Annotated in this window: 17 protein-coding genes; 7 read left to right on the forward strand and 10 right to left on the reverse strand. The window is 50.6% G+C overall.

The features are described 5' to 3' along the window. Positions 1 to 13: 13 nt before the first annotated feature. Genes BZG73_RS08070 through BZG73_RS08080 form a run of 3 tightly spaced genes read right to left on the reverse strand, consistent with a single transcriptional unit; the run spans position 14 to position 3364 of the window. The gene (locus tag BZG73_RS08070; RefSeq protein ID WP_077639311.1) at positions 14 to 622 is read right to left on the reverse strand and encodes an OmpA family protein; all 609 of its coding nucleotides are present in this window, start codon (positions 620 to 622) and stop codon (positions 14 to 16) included. Continuing rightward, entirely contained in the window at positions 619 to 1947 is a 1329-nt protein-coding gene (locus BZG73_RS08075) for a TolC family outer membrane protein (RefSeq protein ID WP_077668054.1), read from the reverse strand. The genes BZG73_RS08070 and BZG73_RS08075 overlap by 4 nt, the downstream gene beginning before the upstream one ends. A 16-nt stretch (positions 1948 to 1963) precedes the next feature. Next, the gene (locus tag BZG73_RS08080; RefSeq protein ID WP_046075587.1) at positions 1964 to 3364 is read right to left on the reverse strand and encodes an HlyD family type I secretion periplasmic adaptor subunit; all 1401 of its coding nucleotides are present in this window, start codon (positions 3362 to 3364) and stop codon (positions 1964 to 1966) included. A gap of 244 nt (positions 3365 to 3608) precedes the next feature. Here BZG73_RS08080 and pdxH point away from each other — a divergent pair, with 244 nt between their 5' ends. After that, the gene (gene pdxH, locus BZG73_RS08085; RefSeq protein ID WP_046075586.1) at positions 3609 to 4247 is read left to right on the forward strand and encodes a pyridoxamine 5'-phosphate oxidase; all 639 of its coding nucleotides are present in this window, start codon (positions 3609 to 3611) and stop codon (positions 4245 to 4247) included. A 96-nt stretch (positions 4248 to 4343) separates the two neighbouring features. On the opposite strand, the gene BZG73_RS08090 is transcribed toward pdxH, so the two are convergent. Both BZG73_RS08090 and BZG73_RS08095 read right to left on the reverse strand, forming a co-directional pair. After that, positions 4344 to 5042: a helix-turn-helix transcriptional regulator gene (locus BZG73_RS08090; protein WP_077666027.1), complete on the reverse strand. Its 699-nt coding sequence runs from the start codon at positions 5040 to 5042 to the stop codon at positions 4344 to 4346. 516 nt (positions 5043 to 5558) lie between these two features. Next, positions 5559 to 7412, reverse strand: coding sequence for an SUMF1/EgtB/PvdO family nonheme iron enzyme (locus tag BZG73_RS08095; RefSeq protein WP_046075584.1), 1854 nt, complete (start codon positions 7410 to 7412; stop codon positions 5559 to 5561). Positions 7413 to 7995: 583 nt separating this feature from the next. Between BZG73_RS08095 and BZG73_RS08100 the strand changes: the two genes are divergently transcribed. The 4 genes from BZG73_RS08100 (at position 7996) to putP (ending at position 14403) form a co-directional block, all read left to right on the forward strand. Continuing rightward, complete coding sequence (locus BZG73_RS08100; RefSeq protein WP_077606648.1) at positions 7996 to 8772, forward strand: helix-turn-helix transcriptional regulator; 777 nt, start codon at positions 7996 to 7998, stop codon at positions 8770 to 8772. Between the two features lie 231 nt (positions 8773 to 9003). Further along, positions 9004 to 12117, forward strand: a complete 3114-nt coding sequence (putA, locus tag BZG73_RS08105; RefSeq protein ID WP_077668055.1) for a bifunctional proline dehydrogenase/L-glutamate gamma-semialdehyde dehydrogenase PutA — start codon at positions 9004 to 9006, stop codon at positions 12115 to 12117. A gap of 31 nt (positions 12118 to 12148) precedes the next feature. Beyond that, positions 12149 to 12859, forward strand: coding sequence for an aldehyde dehydrogenase family protein (locus BZG73_RS08110; RefSeq protein WP_046075581.1), 711 nt, complete (start codon positions 12149 to 12151; stop codon positions 12857 to 12859). A 47-nt stretch (positions 12860 to 12906) separates the two neighbouring features. Further along, positions 12907 to 14403 (forward strand): sodium/proline symporter PutP, encoded by a 1497-nt coding sequence (putP, locus tag BZG73_RS08115; RefSeq protein ID WP_046075580.1) that lies wholly within the window; start codon positions 12907 to 12909, stop codon positions 14401 to 14403. Between the two features lie 78 nt (positions 14404 to 14481). On the opposite strand, the gene BZG73_RS08120 is transcribed toward putP, so the two are convergent. Further along, on the reverse strand, positions 14482 to 17322 hold the full coding sequence (locus tag BZG73_RS08120) for a ligand-binding sensor domain-containing protein (RefSeq protein ID WP_158075283.1): 2841 nt from the start codon (positions 17320 to 17322) through the stop codon (positions 14482 to 14484). Between the two features lie 269 nt (positions 17323 to 17591). On the opposite strand from BZG73_RS08120, the gene BZG73_RS08125 reads away from it, so the two are divergent. Then, the gene (locus BZG73_RS08125) at positions 17592 to 18311 is read left to right on the forward strand and encodes a GntR family transcriptional regulator (protein ID WP_077668057.1); all 720 of its coding nucleotides are present in this window, start codon (positions 17592 to 17594) and stop codon (positions 18309 to 18311) included. On the opposite strand, the gene BZG73_RS08130 is transcribed toward BZG73_RS08125, so the two are convergent. Beyond that, the gene (locus BZG73_RS08130) at positions 18267 to 18959 is read right to left on the reverse strand and encodes an HAD-IA family hydrolase (protein ID WP_077666023.1); all 693 of its coding nucleotides are present in this window, start codon (positions 18957 to 18959) and stop codon (positions 18267 to 18269) included. The genes BZG73_RS08125 and BZG73_RS08130 overlap by 45 nt on opposite strands. Before the next feature lie 154 nt (positions 18960 to 19113). Between BZG73_RS08130 and BZG73_RS08135 the strand changes: the two genes are divergently transcribed. Then, complete coding sequence (locus BZG73_RS08135; protein ID WP_077668058.1) at positions 19114 to 19809, forward strand: fumarylacetoacetate hydrolase family protein; 696 nt, start codon at positions 19114 to 19116, stop codon at positions 19807 to 19809. On the opposite strand, the gene BZG73_RS08140 is transcribed toward BZG73_RS08135, so the two are convergent. The 3 genes from BZG73_RS08140 to BZG73_RS08150 all read right to left on the reverse strand — a co-directional run bounded on the left by BZG73_RS08140 (position 19770) and on the right by BZG73_RS08150 (position 21307). Next, on the reverse strand, positions 19770 to 20324 hold the full coding sequence (locus BZG73_RS08140) for a DUF1415 domain-containing protein (RefSeq protein WP_077668059.1): 555 nt from the start codon (positions 20322 to 20324) through the stop codon (positions 19770 to 19772). The two genes, BZG73_RS08135 and BZG73_RS08140, sit on opposite strands and share 40 nt — an antisense overlap. Positions 20325 to 20372: 48 nt before the next feature. Beyond that, positions 20373 to 20837: a CreA family protein gene (locus BZG73_RS08145; protein WP_101494486.1), complete on the reverse strand. Its 465-nt coding sequence runs from the start codon at positions 20835 to 20837 to the stop codon at positions 20373 to 20375. Positions 20838 to 20974: 137 nt separating this feature from the next. Beyond that, the gene (locus BZG73_RS08150) at positions 20975 to 21307 is read right to left on the reverse strand and encodes a hypothetical protein (RefSeq protein ID WP_077666019.1); all 333 of its coding nucleotides are present in this window, start codon (positions 21305 to 21307) and stop codon (positions 20975 to 20977) included. Positions 21308 to 21381 lie beyond the last annotated feature (74 nt).

The raw sequence follows: 21381 nt of genomic DNA on the forward strand, positions 1-21381 counted from the left end.
AAATATTTTCGCTTTAAGACTGAGGTCGACGCGTGAAGATGGTCCATGCTTTCTCGACATCCCCTTTAAAATTCAATACTTCACCACTGACTCGCCGATACTTATCGGCCGATTCACTACCATGCTTAGCGTCCGTCTCTCCTTTGGCAACCACGTCGATTCGTTGTGGTGTAATGCCACGATCGATAAGCGCACGTTTAACAGTCATTGCTCGACGATAAGAGAGCGCGTGATTGTAGGATGTCGAACCGTCCGCACTGGCGTGACCGGTTAAACGGAGCTCAGTATCAGGGTAATTCATGAGAAAGTCTGCCATAGCGTCGATATCGGTTATAGCGTCGGTCGTCACTTTTGCGGTATCGAGGGCAAAGAACACATCGATTTGTCGTGCTGATGCGGTGGGTGACGGGTGCTCGCTGGTAGGTTGAATGTAATTGGGACAGCCTTGATTATCAACGACGGCGCCGCGTGGCGTATTGGCGCATCTATCACGGGCGTTGATCACGCCATCTTGATCACTGTCGGTCACGTCATGAATTTGCTTGGCCGTAGGGGGCGGAGAGAGTGCCACCGTACATCCGGTTACGAGCACAAGAATGAGGCTCAGTCCGAATACTTTCATTCCGTTTCTCCTTCTGTCCCTTGCCACTGTTCGGGTAAGGATACTCTCAACGCTTCCAATAAATGACCGGTATTGTTGAGTAAACGATACTGTGCAAGCAAATGATCATAGTTTGCGTTTAGGTAAGCGCGCCTCGCCTCTAGTAACTCGTTTTCAGTATTTAGCAGGTCGAGCAGCGTTCGTCGTCCAATTCTAAATTGTTTTTCATACGCTTGCACTGTATCCGAAGCGGCATCAACTTGCTGCTGCAAAAGGACTTTTTGTTGCTCAGTGAGCTGAAACGCACTCCAAGCTAATCGGGTGCTTTCTTCCAATTGCCGATAGGCGTTATCAAAGATATCTTTGGTTCGATTTACCTCATAGGCGCCTCGTCGGATATCGGCTTGATCGCTACCGCCATTAAACAGTTGGTAACGCACGCGTAGCATGGCGCTAAATTCATCACTAAAATCATCCACGCCGCTGACTTCATCCGCCCAAGTTTGGCTGACTTCTAGACTGATGTTTGGGTGGTGCGCCCCTTTAAATTGTTGATACTGTGATTTTGCCGCTTCAATATCGTAACGCGCCAGCTTGAGTAGCGGGTTACGTTTGACGGCTTGTTCAAGGGCACTCTCCAGTGAGGTTGGGAGGCGAGCGTCATCAATAACGGGTTGGACAGGATTGTTTGCGGGCTCGCCAACCACGCGAAAAAATGCGGTAAAGGCATCCTCTAGATTGGTTTCAGCGGATAAGAGGTTGGCTCGGGCCCGTGCAACACGCGCTTGGACTTGGGAGAGATCGGCCGTTGAGCCGATCCCCGTATCTGCTCGGCGACGAATATCAGACAGAATCTCCTCATGTACCGTCATGTTCGCGCTAGAGAGATCTAGCACCTGCTGGGCTTTAAGTATCTCAAGATACACTTCTGCGACCTGGAGTGCTTTATCGGAGGCATCGGAACGCAGTTGAAAGCGCTGGCTCTCAGTCTCATAACGATTACGAGCAATGTTGTTGTGTGTTTGTCCATCCCACACTAATTGCCGAACGTTGAGGGTGGCATCTTTTCTCGCAAAATCGAGGTCATCTTGCGCTTGTGTTGTATCATTATCGATGCGTTCGTAGCCAATCCCCGCATTCAAATCAATGTCGGGTAGATAGTCGCCCTCACTGGCCTTTGTTCTCTCATGAAGGCTTTGCAGCTGATGAAATGCGCCACGCAACTCAGGATCCGTGGCCAGCGTTGTCACTACGGCTTGCTCAAGGGACTGGCTATGAGCCGGCGCGACTAATCCAATTGTAAGGGCGATGAACCAAAATGGTTGCCAAGGAAAGTGGTAAGCCATAAAGCCTGTTGCCTCTTTATTCGCGCAATGCTGTTTTTTGCGCGCGCGTAATGGGATTAAGTAAGTAATCCAAAACCGTGCGTTTACCCGTGATAATGTCGACGGAGGCTGTCATGCCTGGAATTATGGGTAAGCTTTTTTCTGTGCCCAAGCTGTCTTTTTCGGCACGTATTTTGGCGAGATAAAAACTGTTTCCCTCTTCGTCTTCGATGGTATCAGCACTGATGGTTTCAAGCTTGCCATCCAGTCCGCCATAGACGGTAAAATCGTAAGCGCTGAATTTGACCACGGCATTAAGGCCTGGACGTAAGAAAGCAATATCTTGAGGGGCAATTTTTGCCTCAATCAAGAGGTTATCCTCGGACGGTACGATTTCTATAATGTCCATACCTGGTTGGATGACACCGCCTACTGTGTTGACGTGCAGCTTTTTAACCGTTCCCTTGACAGGTGAGGTCACGACGGTGCGTGAGACTTTATCCTGTAATCCAACACGCCCTTCAGACATTGCGGCAATTTGCTTCTCTACTTGGTTGAGTCGCTCTTGCTGGTCGGTGCGAAACGTTAATGCAACATCAATACGTTGGAAAACAGCTTCGCGCAATGAGGAGACCACGGAAGGGAGAGAAAGCTGCGCTGAGGATAACTCACGCTGAGTATCATTTAATTGGCGCTGGAGCTTGAGTAAGTCGATTTTGGGGACAACGCCTTCATCGGCAAGCGGGCGTGTGATATCGAGCTCCTCTTGCGCGAATGCTTGGCTTTGTTCGAGATTCGCGATTCGAGACTCCAATTCGACAAGCTCTTGTTCCTTTTGTCGGATTTTTTGCGCGGTGACATAGAGCTGATTTTGAATATTAGAAAGCTGTTCTTGATATCGCGCTTGTGTCTGCGTGATCAAGTTTGGGCGTGTCGTGGTAAAGACGTCCGGAAACAAGAGTGGTTGGCGCTCAAGCAGGATACTTTCTCGCCATTGCTCAAAAGGCACGGTTTCATCGACACGAATAGCGGCGAGCAACGCTTGCAGGCGCAACCTATCTGCGCGTAGACCGAGCAACTCTTGTTCTCTTTCTCGGAAATTGGCGCGAAAGAGGGTATCGTCAATGAGGATAAGCCGTTGCCCTTTATTCACTTTGTCGCCTTCTTGGACTAAGAGCGCTTTGACCAAGCCCCCCTCAAGGTTTTGCACGACTTGAAGCTGTGAAGAGGGGATCACTTTTCCTTGTCCGACGGTCACTTTATCGAGCTGTGCTTGTGATGCCCAGGCCGTGGCGACAATCAAAAATAGCACGATAGTCCATAGCAAAACGCGAGCACTTTTCGGCGTGTTGAGCAAAAGTGCGGCCGTCTTGTCATCGATGTAATCGAGGTGCTCATCTCGGGGCAAGCTCGCGCGAGATTTATCACGTATCGCCATCTGACCCCCATCGGGTGTTTCACTTCCTTCAAGCTTAGTCTATGGTGCTGATTTTTTGCAGACTTTCTCACTCTCCGAGTGGGCCAGCGCGATGAGAATATAGACCGCTCACGTCGCCAAGCCTGAGCAATGAAAAACGTTGGGGTCATTGATCCCTGTTTCTGTCGCCACGGTAATAAATTGCACTTGTGTATCGTTAGGTACCTGCGCAAAATAGCTGAAAATAAACGAATTGGAGAAAGCAATGGAGTTGTCAGATATTCGAAGAGAATACACCCAAGGGGGATTGCGTCGTGACGATTTACCCGACGCGCCTATGGATTTATTTGGCCAGTGGTTACAACAAGCCATTGATACCCAAGTGCCTGATCCAACCGCAATGACTGTCGCCACTGTCGATGAAGATGGGCAACCTTTTCAGCGCATCGTTTTGCTTAAAGACTTTAATCAAGAGGGGTTTGTTTTTTACACCAACTTGGGGAGTCGCAAAGCGCTACATTTGAAAAAAAACAGCAAGATTAGTTTGCACTTTCCTTGGCATTTTATTGAGCGACAAGTCCATATTATGGGTGAGGCGGAGCCTCTGAGTAAAAAAGAGGTATTTAAGTATTTCACTTCCCGCCCCAAAGAAAGCCAGATCGCGGCATGGGCAAGCAAGCAAAGCGAACGCTTATCAGCACGCTCGGCGTTAGAAGGCAAGTTTTTAGAGCTGAAAAAGCAGTTCGAGAAAGGGGAAGTGCCTGTCCCTACATTCTGGGGCGGCTATCGAATCAAGCCCCAAAGTATTGAGTTTTGGCAAGGTGGCGAGCACCGCTTGCACGACCGTTTCTTATATCAGCGCCAAGAGGGTGATCGCTGGGCGATTGAACGCCTAGCGCCGTAGCTTGTGACGCGGCCTTGACGATAGCGGTGGGAGACGCCATCTCGTCCTCCCAGAATGACGGCGAGATGGCGCACGGTTGAGTTGGGGGCTGCTTGTTTAATCTCGCAGCACCACAGACAATTGTTGGGTTAATAAGCTTTCGGGAATCGCGGAGCCAAACCCTTGCGCGAGCGCATGCTCTAATAAACCTGCTTTGGAGTCGACATCGAACTTTTCGCGTAAATGCGCAAAGTGGTTCTCAATGGTTTTGACGGACACCGACAATGTCTGTGCGATCAATTGCGGTTTCTTACCATGCAGATGAAGGAAAAGGACCTCCCGCTCTCGTGACGTCAGGTGTACCTGAGAGTCACTATGGTGATGATCGCACAAGGCTTGTTCAGGGTGGGTGACGGCACGGCACACCCAATGCCCGACTTCTAAAATAGCGGTATCACTGAGCTCCTGGCCACAGAACATGACCCCACAAATATGCCCCTTTTCATTGAACCAAGGCGTTTTGGTAAACAGGTGCGCATGCCAACGGCCATTGGCATAAGGATGAATATCGAGCACACGGAGTCGCTTGCCTGTTTTCATCACATATTGGTCTTGCGCTTGAAATTGATCGGCGCAACGCGTGGTGGGGCAGGGCATATCATGGTCGGTTTTGCCTATGCAGTCTTGCGGTTGTGTGAGGCCCATGAGGCGGCAGTATTCACTATTGGCGTAGACAAACACCGACTGAGTATCTTTGCAGCCCCAGCAGCCAGGTAATTGCTCTAGCATAGACAGAGCAGGGGGAACGTGACTCATATTGCTTACCCATTCATTGTTATTATTATTGGACGCAAGCGCCCATCAAGATATAGAAAAACGGACAAGCTATTGGAGCATAAAAAAAAGCCGGCATAAAGCCGGCAAAGACAAGATTTCCCTTTCAGGACATATCCTGTACGACGTGTAGAAGAGGTTGTCGAGATACCAAGCGGATGTCTGAGGGTAAGTGACGACGCTGGTATCTGACTGCACCTAACAGTGTTAGGAACTGCTATAAACGCATTCATCGGGACAAATCGCGTTTACGGGGTTTACTATATCCAGAAGGCTAGACGTTGGGTAGGGGGGATTTGACCTATTGACATCGAATCAAGCAACTTAATATAAAGATTGTTAGTTTTCGCTCGTTCAATCAGGCTTGATATTGTTTAGGTTGTGTCGGTGTCTAGGGTCAAAAGCATCAAGACAAAATGGCTTGCCCCCAAACAAAAAACGCCGCTGCGAATAGCGGCGTTTGTTTCTACCATGGTGATGAGGCTCAGTGTGACGAGATTAAGGGGTTTTGATATCTCGCACCACGCGGAACCCAAGGTAGTTAGCGCTGGTGTTTTCGCCTAACTCCAAACGCTCGGAAACGCGTGAGCGTTGAGGTGAAAAGTTCCACGCACCGCCACGAGCGACAGGCGTATCATTGCTCACCCACTCCCAAACATTCCCCGCGGTGTCATAAACACCGAATGGGTTAGGCGGAAAGCTTTTAACCGGTGAGGTGCGGTCGTTTGACCATACTGTGCCGCTCCAGCCTGTATTGGCGTTGCCGACACCGATTTCATTGCCCCACCAGTAATCGCTTTCCGTGCCACCACGGGCGGCCACTTCCCACTCAACATCGTTTGGAAGTGCGTAGCGCTGCCCCGTTTGTTGGCTTAGCCACTTGGTGTAAGCCTCGGCATCATCTTTATTCACACAAACGACCGGAGAGTCAGCCGCTTGATCAAAGCCGGGTTGACGCCAATCTGTCTCTAGGCTTTGGTTGATCTCGCCATTCACCAGCATATTGCAGCCATTGCCTTGTTCAGCCGCGGTGACATAACCGGAGGCTGTCACAAAGGCGTCAAATTGCTCCACCGTGACGGGCGTTGCGCCCATCGCAAATGATTGCTGAATAGCCACATTTTCACGTGCATCTGGCCCTACTTTGTATTCGCCAGCGCCGATCACCACCATTTGCGGTGCTTCGAGATTGTTGGCAACAGGGTCAGTGAACTTTTTACCTGGGCTTGGCGGCTGATTAGGCTGCTCTTTCAGTTTGGCCCACACTACTTGATCTTTACCGAGGTAGACTTCGCGATCATAAGGCACAAAACCAGGTTTAGTGACCGTTAAGTCATGATTGCCCACTGGCAGCATGAGTTCTACGGGCGTACTTCCGTATGACACATCATTAATGGTCACACTGTCATCGTAACGATTAGACCGTATCGTCACGTTAACCCAGCGTTTCGCCTGCTGTTTACGATTGGCTTGCTGCTGTGCTTGGGTGGTTTCAACACAGTATCTGTCTTCAAGATCAAGCAGTCGACATGCCGCCGTTTTATCAGGGCGGCTTACCAGCTCCGCTTTAATACGCGTTGTGTAGTCCATACCACCGGTAAAGCCTGCGTCAACAACTTCACTGTTAGTGACGTGGATATTAAACGCGACTTTATCGATGTTTTGCTTCACTGCATTGGATTCGGTGACAAAGTCCGTTACCTGGCCTCGGAAGTCACGAATCGCTTTTTGCATGGTCAGCGTCTCACCTTGGTTCGCGCACGCCGACAATGTCATGTTGGGCGAACAGGTCAAGCTATGGACAACTTCAATAGTGTCTTTTTGGGTGAGCTCTTTACGTAGACGTTCCGCGCGTGCTTCGCGCATGGCCTCATGTAAATTCTCAAGGGTTGTTGCCAATAGTGCTTGTTCTCGTTCAAGTTTCGCCAGTCGTTTCTTCTGCTCGATAATGGCGGACTCGTTGGCAGCTTGTGTTTGCTGGTGGTTGTTCACCTGCTGCCATGCTTGTTGGTAGGCCTGCTGATACGGGCTGATATCTGTGCTCGGATCGGCAATTAAATCCTGAAATTTCGCATCCAGCTCTGCTTTAGCATTACTGCGTTTGCGTTTCAGGTTGCTCAGCTCATCTTCTAACGTCGCGCGCTTGACCAAAAGGTCATCCAATTTCGCCTGCTGCAGAGCCAGTTCATCGTTTCGAGCCTCCAACGTATCTTCTTTATCGCGGAGTTTCTCAACCAACTCACTGACCGGATCGAGATTATCAGCGGAAGACGCGTTTTCAGCGAACGCCAACTCGGTTAGCAGTAGGGGAGGGAGCGCTAAGCATAACGCTTTTATATATTTCGTTGTCATAGTTCCCTTGCTTACGCATGTCGCAATAATAATACCTATGTCCAAAAAGTAGACTATCACGGAAACCCGCGTTGCCACGCAAACCGTGCTAATTATTTGACGGCAGTCAGCATTCTGCGACGTGATCGGTGCAACTGTGCTCATGGTTTTTATGTTTATGCGAGATTACCTTAAGCGGTGGCTTGCTTCAAATAAGATTGCGTGAAGACACGATAAAACGGAAGAATGATCAAGGTGTTGATCCCCTTTGATCGCCTCGAAACAATGATCAAGTCAGTGAGGCTTTCATCGAACAAGGTTTAAATGTTTGAATTTTATATTTTTTATCTATTTTTGTGGTGGTTTTTTTATCGCGTTACATCCGGCTTTCATCCGATCAACAAGAAATACATGAGGGATCCTTCGCATTTTTAGCGTCAAAATGACAGAGGCCGTAAAAAATGCACTACTTGATCATTGTTCCGTAAAGTTGAGAATAAGCACATAGAATCCAGTCGCACACGGGTGATAAGCGTGCCAGAATGAGGAAAAGGTACTTGAATGTTTGGCGGCAAACCCGTAATCCGCACCGAGAGGGATAGCCATGGTGGTGAAAACACCCAAAGTCTCTGAAGTGATCGCCTTGCCTCGGCAACAGCTTCACCATAGCCATGAGTACAAGCAGGTCGTGATTGGTCTGCAAGGGCAAACGGAATTCGATGTTGATGGGCGTGGCAGTCTGGTTGGCCCAGGCCAAGGCTGTTTGGTGGAGGAATCACACGAGCATGCATTTACCGGGGTTGGACGTAATGAAATTCTGGTGATTAATCTTCCATACCAAGAATGGGTGGGGCATGCGTCCATGCATGACAACATTGCGCGTTTGTTTAGTCGCGAGCCTTACTTCCAACTCGACACTCACGCGCAAATGCTGATCAAGGCGCTGACCGCAGAGATGATCGCCAACCCGTCTGATTTGCTGCTTAGCCGCGCTTGTGCGGATACGCTGATGTGCGTGTTACATCGCCATTTCCGTGATCATGTTTCTCCGCGACGTGATGGTCACCGTTTAAACATGGATATCATTGACCGTTATATTCATCAGCACATCAGCCGCAAAATCTCGGTGGCGCAGTTAGCGGGCAGTGTTTTTCTGGCTGAAAGCCAATTCCACCAGTTATTTAAAGAGCAGGTGGGCACCACGCCACATCAATATGTGCTTGAAAAACGCTTTGCCTTAGCGAAACAACTGATTAAAGAAAGTGAATTGACCATGGCACAAATTGCCGATAGCTGCGGTTTCTCTAGCCAAAGCGGTTTCACTAATGCATTTTCTCGCTATTTTGGCCTTTCTCCTGCCAAGTTTAAGGGCTCGGTTTAAGCTTGGCCCGATGTGCTTTCGCCGTCTCAGGCATCAATAATATGCACTTCATTTGTTATGCCATTATGGCGATCGACAGCTTTATTTGTTAATCATCGGAGGATTTTGCAATAATGCCGGTGTATTTTGTAAGACCCTACTGATAGACCACGCATAGAATCGATCGCAAAGTAACAATGACGTAACATTTTTCCTGCCCGAGTTTGGGAGGACGTGAGTGAGGATACCACTATGTTTAAAGCCATCGATGCTATGCAGCCCTCGTTTATCGAGCGCCCACTAGCGCAGATCTGGTCTGAAATCTCTCCGCTGTATTGCGTTGACGAAAGCCTATGGCTTCAACAGTTAATTCCCTTAGCGGAAGCCACTGACAGTGAGCGTGAGCAAACACGTCGTCAAGCCACGCAGTTGATTGAGCAGGTGCGGGCGGATAAAAAAGCCGTTCAAATGATTGATGCGCTCTTGCTTGAGTACAGCCTGGATACCCGTGAAGGGATTTTGTTGATGTGTCTGGCTGAAGCGCTGATGCGGATCCCTGATTCGCACACGGCCGATGCACTTATCCGCGATAAACTGAGTGTTGCTGACTGGAAAGCCCATTTGCGCCACTCCGACTCCCTGTTTGTTAATGCCTCAACGTGGGGACTGATGCTCACCGGAAAAGTGGTGACCTTGGATGAAAGCACCGAAGGGAAACCAGCCTCTGTTATAAACCGTCTTGTTAACAAAATGTCCGAGCCAGTGATTCGCCAAGCCATGCATCAGGCGATGAAAATCATGGGCCACCAGTTCGTGCTTGGCCGTGATATTGATGAGGCGCAAAAGAACGGTGAAGGCCCCCGCAATAACGGCTTTACCTACTCATTCGATATGTTAGGGGAAGCGGCACTCACTCAAGAAGATGCTAAAGCCTACTTAGCGGACTACTTACAAGCCATTGAATCTGTGGGCGAGGCTAAATCGAGCTACCAAGGTCCATCGCCGTCGGTGTCGATTAAGCTGTCGGCTTTGCATCCGCGCTATGAAGCAGCTAACTACGATCGCATGATGAACGAAATGTTCGACACTGTGTTGGTACTGCTCAAGCGTGCCCGTGAAAAAGATGTGGCGATCACCATTGATGCTGAAGAAGCGGATCGTCTAGAACTCTCGCTAGCCCTATTTGAAAAGCTATATCGCGATCCTGTGGTTCAGGGCTGGGGTAAATTTGGTTTGGTGGTGCAAGCCTATTCAAAACGCGCGCTCCCTGTGATTACTTGGTTAGCGGCGTTAGCAAAAGAGCAAGGTGATGTGATCCCAATGCGCTTGGTAAAAGGGGCGTACTGGGATAGCGAGATTAAACTATGCCAGCAAGGTGGACACCATGGCTATCCGGTATTCACCCGTAAAGAGGCGACTGATGTCTCTTATCTCGCCTGTGCCCGTTTTCTGTTGAGCGAGCATGTCCGCGGCCTCATTTATCCGCAATTTGCCAGTCATAACGCCCATACCATCGCCGCGATAGCCTCGATGGCATCCCATCAAGACTTTGAGTTCCAGCGCCTTCATGGCATGGGTGACGCGCTGTACAACCATGCAAAAGCCTTATTTAATACCGAGGTGCGCATTTATGCCCCAGTGGGCAGCCACAAAGACTTGCTCCCTTATTTGGTGCGTCGCTTACTGGAAAATGGCGCAAACAGCTCGTTCGTTCACCGTTTGGTCGACGCGCGTTGCCCGATTGATGATCTTATCGCCGATCCTGTCGATACATTGCGTGCCAACCAAACACTGCATAACGATCGTATCCCCCTGCCGTTAGATATCTTTGGCCCCTCACGCAAGAACTCTCAAGGCGTGGCGACCGATATCGACTCAGAATGGCAACCATTCACCGCAAGCGTTGCGCCTTTTATGGGCGCGCACCAATGGCAGGCCGGCCCCATTGTCAATGGCCAGCGTCTGGCTGGTGACACGCATCCTATCGCTGCGCCTTATGATCGCGAGGAGCCTGTCGGCCAAGTTGACTGGGCGACGTCTGATCAGGTGAACAATGCACTCGATATTGCCGCGAATGCTTACCCAGAGTGGTCGAAAACAGCGGTTAGTGAGCGTGGTAAGTACTTACTTGACTTGGCTGATAAACTCGAAGCGAATTTGGGTGAATTGGTGGCGATTTGTCATCGCGAAGCCGGTAAAACGATTCACGACAGCATTGATGAAGTGCGTGAAGCGGTCGACTTTTTGCGTTACTACCCCGAGCAGGCCGAAGCGTTGCAGGGCGAGCCGCTTTCATACACAGGCTTTGATGGCCAGATACAGTCCGTGAGCTATCAAGGTCGTGGCGTATTTACCTGTATTAGCCCGTGGAACTTCCCATTGGCTATCTTCTTGGGGCAAGTCAGTGCGGCGCTGGTAGCCGGTAATACCGTGGTGGCAAAACCGGCAGAGCAAACCTCCATTATCGCTTATCGCGCGATTGAGTTGCTACTTGAAACCGGGATCCCAGCTGGCGTTATCCAACTGCTCCCGGGCAGTGGACCTGTGGTGGGTGCGCCATTGACCGAAGACAGCCGCATTGCCGGTGTGGCATTCACAGGGTCAACGCCTACTGCTCAGCGTATCACACGTACATTGGCTGAGCGTGACGCTGATCCTGTGCCTGTGGTGGCAGAAACCGGCGGACAAAACGCCATGCTGGTCGACAGTACCGCGTTACCTGAGCAAGTGGTGCGTGATGTATTGCGCTCAGCGTTTGCGTCCGCGGGTCAGCGCTGTTCAGCCCTGCGTGTTCTATACATTCAAGAGGATATTGCAGACCGTGTAATTAGCCTGATTAAAGGCGCAATGGCTGAGTTGTCGGTGGGGCGACCAGAGCGCCTTTCTACCGATGTGGGTCCGGTGATTGATCAAACCGCGAAAGACAAATTGCTTGCTCACATTGAACAAATGAAACGCAGCGGCAAATTGGTCACCCAAGTCTCGCTCTCGTCTGAGTGTGATAAAGGCACCTTTGTCCCGCCAACGGCCTTTGAAATTCGCAGCATTGACCAGTTGAGCGAAGAGCACTTTGGTCCGATTTTGCACATTGTTCGTTATCGCGCAAACGAACTCGACAAAGTGATTGATGATATCAACCGCACTGGTTTTGGTCTGACAATGGGTGTGCATAGCCGTAATGAAACCACATGTGCTCATATTGAGCACCGAGCGCGCGTGGGTAACTGCTATGTAAACCGCGATCAAGTCGGCGCGGTAGTTGGGGTTCAGCCATTTGGTGGCCGTGGCCTGTCAGGCACCGGCCCGAAAGCGGGCGGACCACATTATCTCTACCGCTTTACACAAGCGTCAGTAAACGTTCAATAAGTCGGTTGGTATCAAGATCAGGAGAAGCGTGATGGAGCAATTAAATAACGTTTTAGAGCAGTGTGACGCGGTATGGGAAGACTGGAACGATCAAACCGTTGCTGGCCGCATCACTTTATTACAGCGGTGGTCTGAAACCGTTGCCGCACGGGGCGATGACTTTGCCCAAGCGGCGAGCATGATCCGTTTTCAGTGCGACAGCGCAGAGCGGCTGCTCAACAAAGTACATGAATTACCAGGGCCAACGGGGGAAACTAACGAGCTCTATACCGCCGGGCGTGGCACCGTCGCGGTGACGGGCGATGCCTCGCTGACGTCCGTTGCCTTATGTGGCCAGTTAGCCGCCGCCTTGGTCGCTGGTAATTGTGTGGTAGTGAGTGTTGAGGGCACTCACGCTGATATGGTCGACGCTGTACTGGCCGACCTCATTAAAGCCGGATGCCCAGACCGTGTGGCGGTTCGCGTTGGTATTGACGCGCTCAGCGATCTGCTGGTTCATCCGCATATCGTCGGGTTGGCAACGACAGGGGAGGACGCACATGTGCGACATGTCAATCGCCAGCTCGCACAACGTAAGGGTGTGATTGCCACACTGGTTGCGGAAACTGACACGGCTGACTATCCCGTGATCGGCACGCCTGACTATGTGTTGCGTTTTGTGACCGAATGCACCCGAACCATAAATATCACTGCTGTAGGTGGTAATGCCACGCTTCTGGAACTCGGCAGTGGTGAACATTAACTTTCCAGAAATGGCCCCGGTTGGGGCCATGTAATTGAGGGACAGATATGATAGACAATAGCTATGCCATCAGTGCAACCTTTCTGGCATATCTCATCATGATGCTTGCCATTGGTGTATATGCCTACAAACGCACATCCAACTCCGAAGACTACTTCCTCGGGGGGCGTTCTTTAGGCCCATGGCCTGCTGCATTGTCAGCGGGTGCATCAGATATGAGTGGTTGGTTGCTGCTTGGCCTTCCTGGCTATGCCTACGCTGCGGGAATGGAATCACTTTGGTTAGCAGGCGGTTTGCTGTTAGGGACTTACCTGAACTGGTTAATTTGTGCCAAACGCCTGCGTACATACAGTATTGAAGCAGATAACGCATTGACGTTACCGGAGTTTTTTGCCCGCCGTTTTGAAGATAAATCAAAACTGCTGCAAACCATCTCTGCTTTCTTCATTTTGCTTTTCTTCCTTTTCTACACCAGCTCCGGCTTGGTTGCAGGCGGCAAACTCTTCACCACGGTGTTTGGGTTTGATTACACCACTGCGGTGGTGATTGGCACCATCTGTGTTGTGTCTTACACCTTGTTCGGCGGCTTCTTGGCGGTATCTTGGACTGACTTGGTACAAGGTTTGTTGATGGCGGCAGCCCTGCTGATTGTGCCTTTCGTGATCATGGACGGGAGCATCTTTAAGCTTGGCAGCGATGTGGCGGCTGTTAACCCTGAGTTGATGACGCTTTGGCGTGATGTTGAGGGCGAGCCGCTATCTTGGATCGGCATTGTATCGCTGGCCGCATGGGGACTGGGTTACTTTGGACAGCCACATATTTTGGCACGTTTCCAAGCCACCCGTTCAAACAAAGACATCACTACCGCGCGCCGTATTGCCGTTGGTTGGTCTGCGCTGTCAATGTTTGGTGCGGTGCTTATCGGGCTGGTGGGCATTTTGTATGTACAAAACGACATGACAGCCGATCTGAAGGATGGCGAGAAAATCTTCATGCTTCTCGTTAACGCGGCATTCCACCCTGTTATCGCAGGTATCCTGCTTGCCGCCATTTTGGCTGCGATCATGAGTACCGCGGATTCACAGCTACTGGTTTCGTCGTCTGCGTTAGCGGAAGATTTCTATAAGCAAGTGTTCCGTCCTGATGCTTCTACGCAAGAAGTGGTGATGGTGGGTCGCGGCGCTGTTATCTTACTCTCGGCGATTGCGCTTGGCTTAGCGATGGATCCAGAAAGCTCAGTCCTCGGCCTCGTGTCTTATGCATGGGCGGGCTTTGGGGCTGCCTTTGGCCCAGCACTGCTGCTCAGTCTGTTCTGGCGTGACATGAACCGTAACGGTGCACTGACGGCGATTTTGGTCGGCGGCGTAACAGTTGTGGTATGGAAACAGCTTTCAGGCGGCATTTTCGATTTGTATGAAATTGTTCCTGGCTTTATCTTTGCGGGATTGGGCGCGATTGTGGTGAGTAAAGCAACCGGTGGCCCAAGCGAGTCGGTATCAAAACAATACGAGTCTTATGAAAAGAGCTTAGAAACCATGGCCTAAGCCTTGGCCATAAAGCCTCTATTCAAAGCATCGTATAAAGGAGCGCATTCGCGCTCCTTTTTTCTTTGGCGTTCACGTTTAGGATGGCTGTGACTCGTGTCCGCTACGTTGGCGCACACAGTTCCGTCCGTCACGCTTGGCACGGTACAAGGCTTGGTCAGCTTGCTTGAGGCCATCGACATAATCGCTAGCCTGATGATTGCCAGCCACACCAATGCTGACCGTCACTTTTAATGACGGCGCAATGTCGTCAAGGGTCAATGCCGCGATACGACGGCGTAATCCATCAAAGTAGCGATAACCATCGGCCGGTGTCCCTGCAAACAGTAACGTAAATTCCTCGCCGCCCCAGCGGGCGATATGACTTAATTGCTCGCGTTCTTTATCTAAAAAGCTTCCGATTCGTTGGATAATCTGGTCGCCAACCAGGTGTGAATGCTGATCGTTGATGCGCTTAAAATGATCAATATCTAGAATCGCTACTTGCAAGGGCTGCCCCGACTGGTTGGCTTCATCAAAGGCCAGGTGCCAGTATTCGTCAAAGGCGCGTCGATTCGCAAGGCCGGTTAATGCATCCTCTTTCGACATACGTTCAAAATCGTCAGCTTGCGCTTGTAGCGCGTGTGTTTTCTCTTCCACCAGCGCTTTTAGCTGCGCCTCTTTTTGTTGCATTCGGCGGATTCGCCACATAAAGCCGCCGTAGGCGAGGGTAACTAAGGCCAAGAACCCCAGCGCACGTATATCTGATCGTTGCCAAAGCGAGGGGGTCACACTGAAGCGATAGCTAAGCACATCATCACTCCAGTTACTATAGGGGTAGCGAGCACTGACTTTAAAGGTGTAGTCACCCGGTGGTAAATTCGTATATTCGGCAATATGGTTTTCGTGACGGTAGGCCCATTCAGACTCAAAGCCCTCTAGTTGGGTGCGGTACTGGATTTGTTCTGGCATGGTATAGCCAAGCGCAGCATAGGAAAAGGAGACGCGATTGGTACCAGCAGGAGCTCTGTTGCTCGCCTCTGGGTTAATCGCTTGGCCATCAAAGTGCACGTTCTGCATCACGATCGGTAAGGGCTGGCTGAGCATCTGTGACAATCGCGCGGGTTTAACACTCGTCACGCCTTGAGCGGTGGCGAAGATAATATCGCCTGCCGCGGTTTTTGTCGCCGCAGGATTAGAGCCGCCGTTAGCCTGACTATTCAGCATGCCATCGCTTTGATCATAGTGCTCAAAGTCAATACGCGCGCGGGTTTTATCCGCCACTTGATGCGCGTGATGATAGTTGACCCGCCAGATCCCTCGGTTACTGGACAACCAAAAACTTTGGTCATCGCCTTTGATGATTTGAAAGAACTTATCAATCGGTAGACCATGTGGTCGGCCGACTAACGCGAGTTGGCTATCAGATTGCCGATAACGGACAATACCCCGATCAGTGGCCATCCAAACGTAGCCAGGCTCGTGAAAAAAGCCAAAAACATACTGCGCTTGCTCTTGCTCGGTGAAATCGAGCGGCGTGATGGTCTCATTGATCAGATACCCGGCTCCGCTGCCAGTGCCTATCCATAGCTTGCCCGTTTCATCGAACGTTAACGACATAATATAGTTGCCGGGTAGGGCACTATTTTGACTATTGTAGTGTGCACGCTTTTGATAAACGGTTGACGAGTGCGCGGGTTGACTGCCTGGGAGAGACGAAAACGTGACCAAGCCACGTGGTGTGCCCACCCATAATGCACCATCACGTTCGACAATCGCCCTGACTTCATTGTCAGGCAATTGATCGTTCAGGGTTTCGGCGGGAGTGAGCGCGCCTTGGTGCCAGTAGTAGAGGCCTTGTTGGTAGGTCCCCACCCATACCCCACCTTGTGCTCGAGGCGCGAGACTGAGCACCGATATGTCCTTGGCGAGTACTTTGGCATTACCTTGTACGATATCAATTTGGCTTAACCCCTCACTGGCCCCTGCCCACACCGTATCGTCAGCAAGTACGGTGCGTACATAGTCACCGGCTAGCCCATTGTCTTTAGTCAGCGTCACAAAAGGTGCGTATCTAAGCCGCATTGCACCGCCGTTAGTGCCTATCCAAATGCTGCCCTCATTGTCTTCAAACCAGGATAATATCCGGTTGTTGGGCAGGCCGCGGTGATCGTCGAGAAAATCAATATGTTGGTCTTTCATGTGAGCAATACCGTGGCTAAGGGTCCCGAACCAATAGGCGCCACGGCTGTCTTGTTCAACCATGGTAATCGCTTGGTGGAGTAGCTCACTCGCCAGTGGCGTCCAGCGACTGTTTTTATAGCGCCAAGCGCCATTTTCGGAGCCGACTAGGAGGCTCCCATCCTGACCACTCGAGACATAAAAGGCTTTGCGAAACAGGTTGTGAAAAGAGAGAGGCGTCGCGCCGTTTTGCAAAGACAGTTGGTAGACCCCTTTTTCGGTGGCCGCATAGACTTGACCATCGGCGGTCTGGGTCAAGTGATAGCTACTGAGGGTATCGATAAATGTCTGTGGGGTGGGATCGGGTTGCGAGAGCTGTTCAGGGGCGTAGTAAGCAATCCCCATTCCCTCTACGGCTAACCACAAGCCACCTGTTTGGTCATGAAGCGCATCATTAATGAGACTGGGGGCTGTGGGAAGGCCCTGCCACGAAAAGCCTTGTCGCATCACTAAGCTGCCTCGTGCCCCTCCGGCATAAAGTTGATTGTCAGGCCCTGTCGCCAGGGCGCGCGTCCCTGAATCTTTCATTTGTGTGTCAGGGCCGCGGTCAAAGCGCACAAACTCTAAACCGTTATAACGTGCCACGCCCTCCCAGGTGGCAAACCACAAGTAGCCATCCGAGGTTTGGGCAATGGCATTGATGCTGTTATGCGGCAATCCGTTGGCAGAGGTCCAGGTTTCAATAAAATAATCAGACAATTGGTTATCCTTGGCATAACTGGGCGTGATATGCCCTGCCAAACCTAACCAACAAAAAAGCGTAATACACACGAGACGTCGGCCTAGTTGTGGGGAAATATGTCTCAGCGTGTTCCTTAAGTGCATCTTTTGTTCTTTGCTCCGATTCCGAGTAGACTGGCGATTCTATCTTAATCACTGTTTATTTCTTGGACATAATGGACAGGTTTTGACAGCAAATTGAGAAAGATCACACTAGCGATACAAAGATCACGCAGGCCTGACAGCTCATGATGCAATTTATGGTGATTCGCCAGCAGTTATTAGCGCAAATTGATCGCGGTTTATTGGCGCCGGACAAAAAACTCCCAGGTGAGCGCCAGCTTGCATACACCTTTTCCACTACCCGTGTCACCTTGCGAGAGGCACTTGCAGTGCTTGAGGCGGAAGGACGCATATATCGGCGAGAGCGACGTGGCTGGTTTGTGGCGCCCACCCCTTGTGCGTATGATCCCAGCCAACTCGTCGATTGGCAGCACAATTTCTCTCAACACGGTGGCCAATTTGCTTGGCTATCGCAAAAGACGCCCATGGCGTCGGCGTCGGTGAGTGATCAGATGCAACTGCCTCCATTTGCTCAGGTCTTCGAGGGAGAGGGACTGATTCAGATCGCACAGCTCCCTGTTGGCTTTGTGCGTACGTATCTCCATCCTGATTATTTCCCCAGCATCTGGCAAACTGGCGACCAAGCAACGTTGTTAAACACGCCAGCCGATGCGGATGTGTATTGGTCGAGCACATGGGAAGCGCTAGACAGTGATCGTGCTAGTGTATTGGCCGTGCCTGCTGGTACGCCAGTGTTAATGGTGACCCGAGAGTGGCACATCCAGCACGCCCACGGGGGTCAGACTATCCGGATTGATACGGAGTGGTGGCGGCAGCATGCGGTGACACTCTGTGGTTGCTCAGCGCGTGATGCTCAGGCTGGCCCTGTGAAAAAACGAGAGTAAGTCTTCACTTTTAAACAGCCGCGTCACCAAAGGGTGCACCGTAGTGGGTACATTGGGGTTGGGGTTAAAGTGGATGGTACGCATCTCGGCATTGATCCCCGCTTGTATGCCCTTGTTGGTGTCATCGATGAACACACACTGGGCAGTGGGGCATGCCATATTCATCGCAGCGTAGTGAAGAAGATCTGGGGCCGGCTTCCAGCTGTTAGTATCAAAGGCACTGAATAAGCGATGCTCAAAATAGGGCAACAGCTTGGTGAGTTGAAGTGCATGGGCCATTTTTTCTACCGGACTATTTGATGCGACACAAACATCAATCCCTTGCTGTTCAAGCGCCTGTAAGACGGTTTCAATGCCCTTTACTGGCGCTAACTCAGCCTCGAAATACTGACGACATAAGTGTCGAAAACGTGGCTCGAGTTGATCAATAGGAATATGTGCGCCGCTTCGCTCGCAGGTTTGCTGAAGGACATCGGTCAGTTTTCCGCCCTCAAAATGATCGAGCGAGTCTTGCAGGTCAACACGCACACCAAAGGTAGAGAAGGTTTCTACCAAGGCTTGGTGGGATAATCTCTCTGAGTCAACTAAGGTTCCCTCGCAATCAAAAATGACGCAATGAATGGGGGGATCAAATGGATGTTGCGGCATAGGTGCTCCCTTCAATCTCTCTTTGTATCCTTGGACGAGATAGAAAAATCAACAAGTCAGTGACACGGGAAATGCCAACTGTGTCTTGCATTCTTGCCTTTTTCGTTATCAAAATTAGTCAGGGATCGACTTTTCATTAGCAAGGACAAAACCGATGCGTTATCAACATCAATGGTTAAAGAGTGGGGCGATCGATTTGCCCGTTGGACAGGTGGTGTGTGTAGGACGTAATTATGCTGCCCATGCGCGAGAGCTTAACAATCCTATTCCGGATGAGCCGGTTCTGTTTATGAAACCGCCGAGTGCAATCCAACCTCTGGATGACAAGCTGGCGATAGTGGCGTCATTTGCCCCCGTTCACTACGAAACCGAGTTGGCGGTGCTGATCACCAAATCTTTATTTCATGCCACTAAGCAAGCCGTTGAAGACGCCTTGGGCGGGATGACACTGGCGCTGGACTTGACCCGTCGTGAAACGCAAAGCCGCTTAAAACAAAAAGGGTTACCTTGGGAGCGGGCGAAAGCGTTCGCGGGGAGCGCAGCGGTTGGACGTTTTGTGGCGGTGCCTGATGATTGGCGTGAGGTCGCCTTTTCATTGTCCATCAATGGCGAGATGCGGCAGCAGGGAAATAGCGCGACCATGTTAATGCCCGTGATCACGCTTATTCAGCATATAAGCCAAACATTTTGGTTGAACCCAGGCGACATTGTGTTGACGGGCACCCCCGAAGGGGTTGGTGTGCTGGAAAACGGCGACCTTTTATCGCTGTCGCTTGAAGGGCAACACCTTGCTCAAACCCAGGTAGTGGTTCAGTCTGATGAGGCTTTTACCCAAGGAAAGAGTGCTTGACGCTCTTCGTGGGTCAGTGCTGAAACACGGACAATGTTACGCGCGGGGATCTGTTCTGGGTCTTGGCCATAATGGGCGAGCGCGCGCGACATACTGGCCTCACGGATTAAGTGAAAGCATGGATAGGGTGAGCGATTGGTCAAATTCTCGCTATCTTCAGGGGCGCAGCCTTCAAAACAGTAGTCGGGATGAAAACTGGCAACTTGGAAAATTCCCCGCCAGTGGTAGTGGTCAATCATCGCCTCGGTAGCATCGACTAAGTCGAGGTAGTGATCAAAGTTAGCGAGTGCGTTGGGCACCACGACCACCGTGGTATCAGTGATGCCAGGATCGGTGTGATCAAGATGGACTAAAGCCTGATAAATCGCGGTTAAAATCTCGGTATCATCTTGGGCGTCACAAATATCAATATGAATTTGTTGTTTGCGACGGGGCTTAGCAGCGAAAGGGCAAAGATTTAGCCCGATCACCGCGTCATCTAGCCACGCGTTTATGTGTGTTTCTACTGTATTCATCGAGTTGTTGCCTAAATCAGCACGCACCTAAAAGGCACGCAGCGACGATTATTGTTGTGACTGTGATTGATAGGCTTTGGTGCCCCAAAGAGGAACCGTGGACAAGCTATGCTTAAAGCTGCCGGATGTTTCTTTTTTTGAGTAAGAGAGATACATCAAGGTTTGATTTTTTACATCAAAGATCCGACGAATCTTCATCGACTTGAAGAAAATACTTTTTGATTTTCTAAATACCACTTCGCCCGATGCGCTTTTATCGATATTGGCAATCATCTCTGGCGTAATTTCACCGGTTTGACGACAAGAGATGGCACTATCACTGGGATCAGAAAAGCTTAAGTCAGCTTCAACAGAGGCGACATGGCACGTTACCCCGCTCACCACAGGATCGACAAGATGGTTAAGCTTGATGTCTTTCATGGTAAACATCCCCAAGCTTACGTCCCCAACTTCATCGTTGTCACAACCAGCCAGCGCCGCGGCGAGCGCGACTGCAAATAGCATTTTTTTCATCATCAAAGCCCTTGTTTATCCGTGGCGGGAGTGTATCACAGCCTAGGCGGGAGGAGGAAAAGTGTGCGTTGACCAAGAAGGCCTATGATTGTTGGTCACCGACAAAAAGATGTAAGTCAATGGCAGGCTGTTCGCTATTACTCGCGAAACTGCGCATCTCCGTCTTGACCTGCTAGGGATTTAGGCTCGAACGTCATTAATACTTGGGCGGCATCGCAGTAGCTGCCGGTATCGGCGAATTTTTTTCGGGCTGCAGCAATTTTACGCTCGGCAATGCGCCTAACGTCTTGCGCATTAGCTTGATTACTAAACGTCATTTGCTGGCTAATCATTTCTTGGCTAAAGGTCGATTTGCAAATCTTCTCGTTTTTGTGGGTTATGACTTTGTCGGATTGAGATGAGTCAACCGAGTTTGCATGGGAAAACGTAGAAAAAACAATTAAAAGGAAAACAAACGTCCGCGCCATCATCTTGGCTCCTGCTGCTCTTTTCCCCAATGATAGCATCAAGCCACGACGCCGCCTACTGGCGACGCCGAACAATT

The organism is Salinivibrio siamensis, from assembly GCF_001996005.1.
GTDB classification, from domain to species: domain Bacteria; phylum Pseudomonadota; class Gammaproteobacteria; order Enterobacterales; family Vibrionaceae; genus Salinivibrio; species Salinivibrio siamensis.

Bases quoted from the DNA above. Each gene is read 5' to 3' on its own strand.
- BZG73_RS08100 (WP_077606648.1), top strand. From the start codon at position 7,996: ATGGTGGTGAAAACACCCAAAGTCTCTGAAGTGATCGCCTTGCCTCGG.
- pdxH (WP_046075586.1), top strand. From the start codon at position 3,609: ATGGAGTTGTCAGATATTCGAAGAGAATACACCCAAGGGGGATTGCGT.
- BZG73_RS08110 (WP_046075581.1), top strand. From the start codon at position 12,149: ATGGAGCAATTAAATAACGTTTTAGAGCAGTGTGACGCGGTATGGGAA.
- BZG73_RS08135 (WP_077668058.1), top strand. From the start codon at position 19,114: ATGCGTTATCAACATCAATGGTTAAAGAGTGGGGCGATCGATTTGCCC.
- BZG73_RS08125 (WP_077668057.1), top strand. From the start codon at position 17,592: ATGATGCAATTTATGGTGATTCGCCAGCAGTTATTAGCGCAAATTGAT.
- BZG73_RS08095 (WP_046075584.1), bottom strand. From the start codon at position 7,412: ATGACAACGAAATATATAAAAGCGTTATGCTTAGCGCTCCCTCCCCTA.
- BZG73_RS08130 (WP_077666023.1), bottom strand. From the start codon at position 18,959: ATGCCGCAACATCCATTTGATCCCCCCATTCATTGCGTCATTTTTGAT.
- BZG73_RS08090 (WP_077666027.1), bottom strand. From the start codon at position 5,042: ATGAGTCACGTTCCCCCTGCTCTGTCTATGCTAGAGCAATTACCTGGC.
- putA (WP_077668055.1), top strand. From the start codon at position 9,004: ATGTTTAAAGCCATCGATGCTATGCAGCCCTCGTTTATCGAGCGCCCA.
- BZG73_RS08140 (WP_077668059.1), bottom strand. From the start codon at position 20,324: ATGAATACAGTAGAAACACACATAAACGCGTGGCTAGATGACGCGGTG.
- BZG73_RS08080 (WP_046075587.1), bottom strand. From the start codon at position 3,364: ATGGCGATACGTGATAAATCTCGCGCGAGCTTGCCCCGAGATGAGCAC.
- BZG73_RS08150 (WP_077666019.1), bottom strand. From the start codon at position 21,307: ATGATGGCGCGGACGTTTGTTTTCCTTTTAATTGTTTTTTCTACGTTT.
- BZG73_RS08145 (WP_101494486.1), bottom strand. From the start codon at position 20,837: ATGAAAAAAATGCTATTTGCAGTCGCGCTCGCCGCGGCGCTGGCTGGT.
- putP (WP_046075580.1), top strand. From the start codon at position 12,907: ATGATAGACAATAGCTATGCCATCAGTGCAACCTTTCTGGCATATCTC.
- BZG73_RS08070 (WP_077639311.1), bottom strand. From the start codon at position 622: ATGAAAGTATTCGGACTGAGCCTCATTCTTGTGCTCGTAACCGGATGT.
- BZG73_RS08075 (WP_077668054.1), bottom strand. From the start codon at position 1,947: ATGGCTTACCACTTTCCTTGGCAACCATTTTGGTTCATCGCCCTTACA.